An 11,072-nucleotide genomic window follows, 5' to 3' on the forward strand; every position below is an offset into this window, starting at 1 on the left:
TACATGATCTTTTGGGGCGGGGAGACCGTGCAGCAGCTTCTCTGGCATCTGAAGTACCTCTGGCACTGGCGACGTTCGGTGACACTGGTCGCCTTCCTCGCCATGCTCGTCACGCTGCTGCCGCAGGCGGACATCGCGGCGGCGGCCGGCCGGGAACTTCCGGAAGTCGAGCGCGAACGTTCCGTCTCGGGGCAGGACCACAAGCCGCGCAAGAACCCCGCCGGGAAGGGCGCGCCGGCGTGGCGGCCGGGCAAGAACGGCTGGCCGACCGGCAGCCGCGTCCTTGCCGTCGACGGGTCCGCCCGTGACCAGGTCGACGGCCGCGCCGCCTCAACAGCCCGTCCCCGCCCGGGTGACCGGCCCACTCCGCTGCTGCGCGACGGCGGCAAGGGCGGGACCGGGGCGGGCCTGCCCGTCGCCCTCACCACTCCCGGTGCCTCGGACTCCAAGGACGCTTCGAAGCGGAAGCGTGGCTCCGAGCGGAGGCGTGCCGCCCGCCCCGGCGAGACCGCCCGCGTCGAGGTCCTGAACCGTGCCGCCGCCCGCCGGGCCGGCGTCGAAGGCCTGCTTTTCACTCTTGCGCCGACCACCGGCGGCGGCCTCACCCCGAGCGGCGACGACAGCCCCGCCCGCGGCGAGGTCGGCGTCCGCGTCGACTACTCCGGCTTCGACGAGCTCTACGGCGGCGACTGGGCGAGCCGCCTGCGCATCGTCCAGCTCCCCGCCTGCGCGCTGACCACCCCCGACAAGGCCGCCTGCCGCACCGCCACCCCGCTTCCCAGCGAGAACGACCCAGCCGAGCAGACCGTCACCGCCGACGTCGACCTGGCCCCGACCACCGCCAAGTCATCGGCCGTCGGCGCCCGTTCGTTCGCCGCCCAGCCCGTGGTCTTCGCGGCCGCCGCCGGCTCCTCCGGCTCCTCCGGCTCCTACTCCGCCACCCCGCTCTCGCCGTCCGGCTCCTGGATGGCCGGCAGCTCCTCCGGCGGCTTCTCCTGGACCTACCCCGTGGAGACCCCCGAGGTCCCCGGCGGACCCCAGCCCGAGATCGCGCTCGGCTACTCCTCCCAGTCCGTCGACGGCCGCACCGCCTCCACCAACGGCCAGTCCTCCTGGGTCGCCGAGGGCTGGGACTACGAGCCCGGCTTCATCGAGCGCCGCTACCGCTCCTGCGCCGACGACCAGGGCAACGGCGCCAACAACACCACCAAGACCGGCGACCTGTGCTGGGGCTCCGACCAGGTGATCATGTCCCTCGGCGGCAGCTCCACCGAACTCGTCAAGGACGACACCACCGGCGACTGGCGCCCCGCCGACGACGACGGCTCCCGCGTCGAGCGCAGGACCGGCGCCGCCAACGGCACCAAGGACGGCGAACACTGGGTCGTCACCACCACCGACGGCACCCGGTACCACTTCGGCCTGAACAAGCTGCCCGGCGCGCCCGACGACACCGTCACCAACTCCGTCGCCACCGCGCCCGTCTACGGCAACCACCCAGGCGAGCCCTGCCACGCCTCCACCTTCGCCGCCTCCTCCTGCACCCAGGGCTGGCGTTGGAACCTGGACTACGTCGTGGACACCCACGGCGACGCGATGACGCTGTGGTGGACCAAGGAGACCAACCGGTACGGCGCCGCCGGAAAGGACACCGGCGTCGCGTACACCCGCGCCACCTACCTCCGCCGCATCGACTACGGCCAGCGCGCCACGTCGCTCTTCACGGGCCAGCCCGCCGGCCGGGTCGGCTTCACCGTCGCCGAACGCTGCGTGCCCACCGCGAACTTCGACTGCGCGGTGGCCAACCGCACCCCCGCGAACGCCACCCACTGGCCCGACGTGCCGCTGGACCAGGAGTGCAAGTCCGGCGCGAGCTGCAAGGGCAAGAACAGTCCGACCTTCTGGACCACCAAACGCCTCACGAAGATCAGCACCTCGGTCCTCGTCGGCACCGCCCTGCGCACCGTCGACAGCTGGACGCTCGACCAGTCCTTCCCCGCCACCGGCGACGGCACCTCGCCCGCCCTCTGGCTGAAGTCCCTCACCCGCACCGGCCACGCCGCCGACGGCACCACCGCTTCCATGCCGCCGGTCACCTTCGAGGGCATCCAACTCGACAACCGCGTCGACGGGCTTGAAGGCCTGCCGCCCTTCTCCCGGTGGCGCGTCAACGCCATCCGCACCGAGACCGGCGGCAGCATCGCCGTCACCTACTCCGACCGCGACTGCCGGGCACTCGCGCCCAAGCGGATGCCGGCCGATCCGCACACCAACACCTACCGCTGCTACCCGCAGTACTGGACGCCCGAAGGCGCCTGGGAGCCGGTCCAGGACTGGTTCCACAAGTACGTCGTCACCCAGGTACGCGAAGAGGACAACGTCACCGACGCGCCGCCCAAGGTGACCAGCTACGAGTACCTCGGCGGCGCCGCCTGGGCCTTCGACGACAGCGAGTTCGCCGACGACAAGCACCGCACCTGGAGCCAGTACCGCGGCTACGAACGGGTCCGCACCCGCCTCGGCGCCGGCGACGACGTCAAGCAGCTCAGCGAGCACCGCTACTTCCGCGGCATGCACGGGGACAGACTGCCGAGCGGTACCCGCACCGCCTCGGTCAGCGACTCCGAGGGCAACGCCGTCACCGACCACGGCCACTTCCAGGGCCAGCTCCGCGAGGAGATCACCTACGCCTCAGACGGCGGACCGGTCGAGAACGCCACGACGTTCACCAGCTGGGCGCAGAAGACCGCCAGCCGCAAGCGCGCCGGCACCACGCCGCTCGACGCCTACATGGTCCGCCCGGCCACCAACCGCAGCCGGGAACGCGGCGACGGCGACACCTGGCTGCGCGCCACCGAGACCACGACCTACGACAGCTACGGCATGCCGACCAAGGTCGACGAGGTCACCACCGGCGGCACCAAGCGCTGCACCACGACCACCTACGCCCGCAACACCGCCAAGCACATCCTCGACGCGGAGGTCCGCGAGGTCACCACCGCCGGAGCGTGCGCCGAGACCGGCGCGACCGTCCTCGACGACACCCGCACGCTCTACGACGGCCAGACCTACGGCAAGGCCCCCACCACCGGCCTGGTCACCCAGGTCCAGGAGCGCAACGCCGAAGGCGACGGCTACGTCACCACCGACCGCACCGAGTACGACGTGCACGGCCGCGAGACCGCGACCTTCGACACCGAGGGCGGCCGCACCACCGTCGCCTACACCCCGGCCACCGGAGCGATTCCCACCAAGACCGTCACCACCGACCCGCTCGGACACACCGAAACCGTCGAGTTCGACCCGCTGCGCGGCCTGCCGCTCGCCGAGATCGACGCCAACGGCAAGCGCGTCGACCTCGAGTACGACCCGCTGGGCCGGCTGCTGAAGGTCTGGGACATCGACCGCGACAAGGCAACCCAGACCCCGTCCGCGACGTACGAGTACTCGATCACCAAGACCGCCCCCACCGTCGTCACCACCCGCGCGGTACGCGACAACGGCAGCTACTCGGTCTCCTACGAGATCCTCGACGGCCTCCTGCGCACCCGCCAGGTCCAGGACCAGGCCGTCGGCGGCGGACGCCTGATCAGCGACACCTTCCACGACAGCGCCGGCCGCGACTTCAAGTCCAACGACGGCTACTTCAACGAGTCCGCGCCCTCCCGCACCCTGCTGCTCGTCGGCGACCACCAGGTCCCCGCGCAGAGCCGCGTCACCTACAACGGGCTCGGCGAACCCACCGCCGAGATCGCCTACTTCCGGGGCGAGGAGAAGCACCGCACGGTCATCGAGCGGACCGGCAACTCCACCACCACCGTCCCGCCCGGCGGCGACATCGTCACCACCACCTTCACCGACGACGAGGGCCGCGTCGCCAAGCTGCGCGAGTACAGCAACACGGCCCGCACCAAGTGGCGTGACACCACCTACCACTACGACGCGCTCGACCAGCTCGTGAGGATCACCGCGCCCGGCGGCGCGGAGACCACCTTCACGTACGACGGCCGGGGCCGGCAGACCAGCTCCACCGACCCCGACGGCGGCACCACCCGCTACACCTACGACAACTCCGACCGCGTCGTCACCACCACCGACCCGCGCGGCAACACCCTGTACACGAAGTACGACGTCGGCGGCCGACCCGTCTCCCTGCACGAGGACGGACCGAACGGCCCCAAGCGCCTGGAGTGGACCTACGACACCCTCGGCAAGGGCCTGCCCGTCGCGGCCATCCGCCACCACAACGGCGAGCAGTACCGGGAGGAGGTCACCGGCTACGACAAGGCCTACCGCCCCACCGGCACCCGGACCGTCATCCCGGCCTCCGAAGGCCTCGTCGGCGGCACCCACAACTACCGCTACTCCTACACCTCCACCGGCAACCTCTCCTGGGTCGAGGTACCCGGCGTCGGCGGCCTCACCACCGAGCGGATCGTCTTCCGCTACAACGCCGACGGCCTCCCGATCTCCATCGGCGGTACGGCCAACTACGTCACCGACGTCCAGTACTCCGCCTTCGGCGAGACACTGCGCGTCGAGTCCGGAGCCACCGGACGGAAGGTCTGGAGCTCGTACGAGTTCGACGAGTTCACCAAGCGCCTGACCAAGGCCACCTTCGACCGCTCGGTCAACCCCGGCCGCATCGACGACGTCCGCTACCGCTACGACGAGGCCGGCAACGTCACCAGCATCACCTCCACGCCCGGCCAGGCCGTCGCCGCCGACGCCAAGCCGGACACCCAGTGCTTCGCCTACGACCAGCTGCGCCGCATGACCTCCGCCTGGACGGCCAAGACCGACTGCGCGGGCACCCCCGGCAAGGCGACCGTCGGCGGCCCCGACGCCTACTGGCACAGCTACGAGTTCGACGAGGCCGGCAACCGCACCAAGCTCGTCGAGCACGACACCGACGGCGACGCCGGCAAGGACGTCACCCGCACCTACCGCTACGGCAAGGCCGGCGTCGGCGGCCCCAACGCGCTCGCCGAGGTGCTGTCCACCGGCCCCGGCGGCGACCGCCTCAACACCTTCGCCTACGACAAGGCCGGCAACACCACCAAGCGCCAGCGCGGTGGCACCACCCAGACCCTCACCTGGGACATCGAGGGCCAACTGACCAAGGTCAGCGAACCGTTGGAGGAGGGCGGCACCTCCGAGACCTCCTACCTCTACGGCCCCGACGGCGAACGCCTCATCCGCACCGCCCCCGACGGCAAGAAGACCCTCTACCTCGGCGAAGCAGAACTCACCGTCGACGACCGCAACGGCGAGCGGACCGCCCAGCGCTTCTACGAGCACCCCGACGGCTCCACCACCGTGCGCAGCACCGGCGGCGGTCGCGAACTCATGCTGAGCGACCACCACGGCACGTCCAACACCACGGTCGACCTCGTCGACCCGGCAATGGGCGTCGTCCGCCGGCAGACCATGCCGTTCGGCGAGGAGCGCGGCGCCGCGCCCACCTCCTGGCCCGGCGAACGCGGCTTCGTCGGCGGCACGATCGACCGCGCCACCGGCCTCACCCGCCTCGGCGCCCGCGACTACGACCCGGCGACCGGCCGCTTCATCTCCGTCGACCCGATGGTCGACTACACCGAACCGGCCACCATCAACCCCTACGCCTACGCCAACAACGCGCCGGCGACCTTCTCCGACCCCGACGGCCTGTTCTTCCCGATCCTGGTCGGCATCGCCGCCCGGATCGCGCTCCAGGCCGCCATCCGCGCCGCCGCCCGCTACGCCGCGCGCCGTGCCGCGCAGGCCGCCGCCCGTCGCGCCGCCCAGGCGGCAGCCCGTCGCGCCGCGGCCCGTGCCGCCGCCCGCCGCGCCGCCGCCCGCGCCGCGGCCCGCCGTGCGGCAGCGCGCCGCGCCGCCCAGCGCGCCGCCGCCCGCGCGGCAGCCCGCCGCGCGGCGGCCCGTGCGGCAGCCCGCCGCGCCGCCCAGCGCCGCGCCGCGGCCCAGGCCCGCCAACGCGCGGCCCGCGCCGCGCAACGCCGCGCCCAGGCCCAGCGCGCCGCCCAGCGCCGCGCCAAGCCCAAACCGCGCCCGCAGCCCAGGAGCCAACCCAAGCCGAAGCCCAAGCCCTCCCAGCAGAAGAAGCCCACGCAGCGGAAGGTGGAGAACGTCAAGCGGGAGCTGAAGGAGGAAGCCCGCGACAACGCCATCGACACCGCCACCAACGGCGGTGGCAACCCCGGCTGCAACAGCTTTGCCCCCGGTACCTACGTCCTGATGGCCGACGGCTCCAAGAAGCCGATCGACAAGATCAAGGTCGGCGACAAGGTTCTGGCCACCGACCCGAGGACGGGTAGGACCGAGACGAAGACGGTCACCGCCACCATCCTCGGCGAGGGCAGGAAGCAACTGGTCAAGGTCACCGTCCGCACCGCGGAGCTCGCCGCCGCCGCGGTGTCGGCCGGCGCCGCGGTGACCGGTGGCGACGGCACGAGCCGCGCATTGTCCGTCGCGGCCGACGACCGGAACCCGTCAGACCGGGGCACCGCCTCGGTGGTCGCCACCGACGGTCACCCGTTCTGGGTGCCGCAGCTCGGTGAGTGGCTGAAGGCCGACGAACTCGCCCCCGGCCAGTGGCTCCAGACCTCCTCCGGCACCTGGGTCCAGATCACCGCCGTCGAGCAGTGGACCGCGAAGCAACGCGTCCACAACCTCACGGTCGAAGGCATCCACACGTACTACGTGGGCGCTGGCCCTACCACGGCTCTCGTCCACAACTGCAACGGCAGTACGTGGACACCAGACGAGAACTACTCACCTGAGGCGATCGCCTCGCGGAGCGAGGAGTGGTCTCGCCAGGCTGGTCTCACCAAGAAGCACGATCAACTTGCTCGTGAAGTTGCCTCCAACCCGTCCTACCCCCAGCGCATCTCGGGTGGAGCATTGGACTTCTTCAGGAACAGTGGTAACGCTCGAGGCTGGTCCGACTGGAAGAACTCACCCATCTTCGACATGACCGGACTGGGCCAGCACAACCAGATCCGAGTCATGGTGCACCACAGGACGGGAGAGATAGCCTGGTTCCCGCTCAAGAAGTCGGGGGAGCACGACTACAACAACCCGAGGTACTACAAGTACGGCCGACGCGGTCGATAGCGGGTTGGAAGTGGTGACGGCGCGCCCCGAGCGGCCGCGCGCCGTCACCGCTGTTCATACGGCTGCAGGAGTGAAGGGAGAAAATGAGCGAACCGCATCCGTCGCTCGTCGAGAGGCTCTCGGCGGCGGGCTACCGGTACCTGGAGACGCTGCCGATGAACAGTGATCTGGTTCCGGTGCTCGTGGCGCGTTACCTGACACAGCTCCTTCCCGATGAGGGCAGGCGAGACGTTGTCATCAGTCACGACAAGCCAGACCTGACCTCCGTACTCAACAAGACATGGGGGCGGTTGGCGAGGGAGTCCGGCCTGCTCTCCACGAGCCGTCGCGGAGCCAGCGAACTGCTTGTCGGACTGGACCTGGCGGTGGACGTGCCCGACGAGCCGGAGTTCGAACGCCACCGCTGGGTTCGCGTCTCAGCTCACGAGTACTGCGACATCGCCGGTGTCGGTTGCGAGAACGGCGTTCTCGGGGTTGGGAGAAACAACCCGTCCTTTGTGATGGCCTCGTTGGACGGTCGTGTGCTCCTGGCAGCCGGCTACTGGCAGATCGGCGTCGGGTTCGCGGTGATCACTGATCCGGGGCGAGTGCTGTCATTCCGTGATCATGCTAAGCGCCTGACCTCGTTCCCGTTCGTCGAAGCCGCCCAACGTGACTGGGCCGAACGCTGGGTACGGACGGTCAGCTCGGAGGACGAGTCGATCCAGCGTCGAGACTCCCCTCGGTCGGATGCTGGCTGATCGCGCCGGGAGGTTCGTCCGGTCGGTGGGGCGGTGGACGTCGTCGTACGACGACGAGTGTCCCTGGCCGGGTGAGGGTGAGTGGGCGGAGGCGGCCGAGGTGTACGGCGAGGAGCGGGTGAGTCGTTGCCGTGACGTGCTGCGAGACGTGCGGGTGCTTGGTGGGCTGCGGTACGACAGTCTCTCGTGGTCGTTGGAGGAGACGGTCACCTTCTGGCCGGAACTCGACATCGATCCGGACGACGGGTTTCCGGCCGTCTCGCTCATCGAGCACTCGGCGGCGCACCCGTTCGGCGTCTGGCTGGACGAGGAGGGCGTCGTGCGCTTCATGGCCGGCAGTGAGGCGGGCGGTGAGTACGTGGCGGTCTTTCCGACGGTCTCGCACCTGATCGCATCCGACGCGGTTCACGCGGAGTGCGCGCGCTGGACGGAGGTGGAGCGGGGCGGACCCGACGGCGTGCCCGGGCTGGAGGCGCTTCTCCAAGGTATGCGGCCACTGGGCGACGCGTCCGGCTGGACCGAGGGCTGGTGGGAGGCCGACGGAGTGCGTGCCCACCTGTGGCGGACGTTCTCGCATGTCTTCGACAGCCCGGAACTCGTGCTGTGGCGGGTATGGGTGCGAGATGAGGAGGCTCGGGCCACTCTGCGCGCGATGAGAGCCGCCCGATTGTGAGGTCCCGCCTGCTTGGTGGTGCGCTTGTTCGATGTATCGCCCCATCGTGGCGGAGCCGCGTGGCTGCGGGCGGGAGCGCTCGTATGCTGGCCGTGTACCGTCCGGTGGGGCCCGACAGAGGCCGCCGATCGGATGGAGGAGGTGAAGGGAATGAGTGTTGCCACCGACCACACCGGGCCCTGGACCGTTGCCGACGTCCTGGCCCTTCCTGAAGACCGCACCATGCGTTACGAACTGCTGGGGGAGTCTCTCGTAATGTCCCCCGCCCCCGGCGTCCGCCATCAGCGGGCCTCGTTCCGCCTCCACGTGGCCCTGGACGCGGCCGCCCGAGCCGTCGGCGCGCCGGTGGAGATCCTGGAGGGCGTCAACGTCGTCCTGCCGTCCGGGCTGGTCGTGCCCGACCTGGTCGTGGTCGACGCCGGCGCGACCGCCGACGACCCCGTCGCCGTCGACATCGACGCCGTCCAGCTTGTCGTCGAACTCGTCTCGCCCGGCAACAGCACCATGGACCGCAAGGTCAAGCCGCTGCTGTACGCGGAAGCCGCCATCCCGCACTTCTGGCGCCTTGAGTTGGAGCCCGCCCCCATGATCGTCGCCTACGAGCTGGAGAGCGGCCGCTACACAGAGCGGGCCACGGCACTCGCAGGCGCGACCACCCACTTGGACGCTCCGTTCCCGATCGCCATGGACCCTGCTGGGCTCGCCCGGCAGTAGAGCTTTGCTGGTAGCTCCGGGCCAACTAGGCCGGGTGCCTTCGGAAGGCACCCGGCCTAGTGTCGTGCGGGGCGCGGGCCGCGGGGCACGCGCGCCGGGTCAGTCCTTGATCGCCTTGTCGATGGCGGTCTTCAGGGCCTCCGGGTTGCTCGGGATGCTCTGCGTGGACTCGTCGATGATCGGCTTGCCGTCGTAGCGCAGGGTGGGGGTGGAGCCGATGTTGCGCTCGTTGAAGATCTTCGCCTGCTCCAGGCCCCAGCGGTCGAAGGTGCCGTCGCGGACGTCCTTGGCGAACTGCTTGTTGCCCTTCAGCTCCGGGACGGAGTCGCCGATCTTGATCAGGTAGTCGTCGTCACCGAACGGGTCGCCGCCCTCGTCGGGGTGGAACTCGTCCGAGTACATGGCCGCCTTGAAGGCCATGAACGCGTCGGGGCTGACGTTGAGGGCGGCGCCGAGCGCGCTCATCGCGTTCTTCGAGCCGTCGCCGCCGATGCGGTTGTCGAGGAAGTTCGCGCCGTAGAACTCGACGTTGTACTTGCCCTCGGTCATGCCCTTCTTCAGCTCGGCGCCCGCGTTCTGCTCGAAGCCGGCGCAGCCCGGGCACCGCGGGTCCTCGTAGAGCTCGAGCGTCTTGGGCGCGTCCTTGTCGCCGAGCAGGACGGTCAGGCCGTCCTTGCCGGAGGTGTTCGCCGGGGCGACGAGGTCCTTCTTCGCGGCCGCGTCCCAGTACTCGTCCTCCAGCATCTTCGTCACCGCGAAGCCGATGCCGCCCATCACGGCGAGGGCGGCGACGACGGCGCCGGCGACGCCGAGCTGGCGGCGCATCTTGGCCTTCTTCGCCTCCTTCTCCCGCTCGGCGCGCAGCCGCTCACGGGCGACTCTCTTGGCTTCCTGGCTGTTGCGCTTGCTCATGGCTGTGGGTACTCCGTCGTGAGGGGTGTTGACTCGACAGTATGTGCGGGGTTCGGCCACGCGGCGGGATCAGCCGCGGGCAGCAGCCTGGCGTGGCGGACCCCGGCGCACAACGGTGTGTACGAGCAGCGGCAGGGCGGGAGAGGGGCGGCGGTAGGCCGTGCGCGGCGCGCGGCGGCGCGGGGCGCCGGTCGTCGCGGTACGCGCGGTGAGCGCGGTCAGGCGGCGCAGCAGCGGGCGGGCCAGCTCGGCGGCCTCCATGACGGCGGCGCGCAGCAGCCGCGTGAGCGCGGCGTCGCCGCGCCACAGCCAGGCCGCCGCGCCCAGGCCCACCGCCACGTGCGCGCCCAGCAGCAGCCAGGGCGCGGCCGGGTGGCTGAGCGGCACGGTCGGGGCGTCGCCGGCGAGGCGGGCCAGCGGTGTGCCGAAGTCTCCGCCGGTGCAGATCAGGTTCACGCCCATCGAGCGCAGCGGGCCGATCACCGGTCCGCCGTTCGCGCCGTAGCAGGCCTGCTGGCCGGTGGTGAAGACGGTGTCGGCGGCGAGCTGCAGCGGCAGCAGCAGGGCCGCGATGGACCAGTAGCCGCGGAGTCGCCCGCCGAGGGCGTAGGCGGCGGCGAAGACGACCGCGCTGACCAGCAGCAGCGGGGTGAGCGGCACGGGCGCACCGGAGAGGAGGACGTGCGTGCCGGCGGAGAGCGTGACGCACAGCGCGGTGAAGACCGCCGCGCGCGCCGCTCGTATCGCCGGCTGCGGGCCGCCGCCCGGCCCGCCTGTCATGTCGCCCATCGAAAAAGAGTGTGCCATGGGGGTGGATAAGGACAGGGTGAGGGCGCCGCTTCCGCGATCTCTCCGCGACCCACCTGTGACCAGGCGGCCCACGGCCGCCTGGTCACAGGTGGGTCGCGGAGAGATCGCGG

6 protein-coding genes are annotated in these 11,072 nt (G+C 70.8%); 4 read left to right on the forward strand and 2 right to left on the reverse strand.

Annotated features, from left to right (window positions below):
* Nucleotides 1-3 precede the first annotated feature (3 nt).
* The 4 genes from FNX44_RS29410 to FNX44_RS01235 all read left to right on the forward strand — a co-directional run bounded on the left by FNX44_RS29410 (nucleotide 4) and on the right by FNX44_RS01235 (nucleotide 9,240).
* Nucleotides 4-7,113, forward strand: a complete 7,110-nt coding sequence (locus FNX44_RS29410; protein WP_143646005.1) for an RHS repeat-associated core domain-containing protein — start codon at nucleotides 4-6, stop codon at nucleotides 7,111-7,113.
* 83 nt (nucleotides 7,114-7,196) lie between these two features.
* The gene (locus tag FNX44_RS01225; protein ID WP_143646006.1) at nucleotides 7,197-7,853 is read left to right on the forward strand and encodes a hypothetical protein; all 657 of its coding nucleotides are present in this window, start codon (nucleotides 7,197-7,199) and stop codon (nucleotides 7,851-7,853) included.
* Nucleotides 7,843-8,526 (forward strand): hypothetical protein, encoded by a 684-nt coding sequence (locus FNX44_RS01230; protein ID WP_143646007.1) that lies wholly within the window; start codon nucleotides 7,843-7,845, stop codon nucleotides 8,524-8,526. Before FNX44_RS01225 ends, FNX44_RS01230 begins: the two co-directional genes overlap by 11 nt.
* A 150-nt stretch (nucleotides 8,527-8,676) precedes the next feature.
* Nucleotides 8,677-9,240, forward strand: a complete 564-nt coding sequence (locus tag FNX44_RS01235) for a Uma2 family endonuclease (protein WP_143646008.1) — start codon at nucleotides 8,677-8,679, stop codon at nucleotides 9,238-9,240.
* A 99-nt stretch (nucleotides 9,241-9,339) separates the two neighbouring features.
* Here FNX44_RS01235 and FNX44_RS01240 read toward each other — a convergent pair whose 3' ends face one another.
* Both FNX44_RS01240 and FNX44_RS01245 read right to left on the reverse strand, forming a co-directional pair.
* The gene (locus FNX44_RS01240; protein ID WP_143646009.1) at nucleotides 9,340-10,152 is read right to left on the reverse strand and encodes a thioredoxin domain-containing protein; all 813 of its coding nucleotides are present in this window, start codon (nucleotides 10,150-10,152) and stop codon (nucleotides 9,340-9,342) included.
* A gap of 69 nt (nucleotides 10,153-10,221) precedes the next feature.
* On the reverse strand, nucleotides 10,222-10,932 hold the full coding sequence (locus FNX44_RS01245; protein WP_143646014.1) for a hypothetical protein: 711 nt from the start codon (nucleotides 10,930-10,932) through the stop codon (nucleotides 10,222-10,224).
* Between the last annotated feature and the right edge of the window lie 140 nt (nucleotides 10,933-11,072).

The sequence above is a fragment of the Streptomyces alkaliterrae genome (assembly GCF_007097205.2).
Classification (GTDB): domain Bacteria; phylum Actinomycetota; class Actinomycetes; order Streptomycetales; family Streptomycetaceae; genus Streptomyces; species Streptomyces alkaliterrae.

What these genes read in the sequence shown, in the direction of transcription:
- FNX44_RS29410 (WP_143646005.1), top strand. Translation starts at nt 4, where the DNA reads ATGATCTTTTGGGGCGGGGAGACCGTGCAGCAGCTTCTCTGGCATCTG.
- FNX44_RS01225 (WP_143646006.1), top strand. Translation starts at nt 7,197, where the DNA reads ATGAGCGAACCGCATCCGTCGCTCGTCGAGAGGCTCTCGGCGGCGGGC.
- FNX44_RS01230 (WP_143646007.1), top strand. Translation starts at nt 7,843, where the DNA reads ATGCTGGCTGATCGCGCCGGGAGGTTCGTCCGGTCGGTGGGGCGGTGG.
- FNX44_RS01235 (WP_143646008.1), top strand. Translation starts at nt 8,677, where the DNA reads ATGAGTGTTGCCACCGACCACACCGGGCCCTGGACCGTTGCCGACGTC.
- FNX44_RS01240 (WP_143646009.1), bottom strand. Translation starts at nt 10,152, where the DNA reads ATGAGCAAGCGCAACAGCCAGGAAGCCAAGAGAGTCGCCCGTGAGCGG.
- FNX44_RS01245 (WP_143646014.1), bottom strand. Translation starts at nt 10,932, where the DNA reads ATGACAGGCGGGCCGGGCGGCGGCCCGCAGCCGGCGATACGAGCGGCG.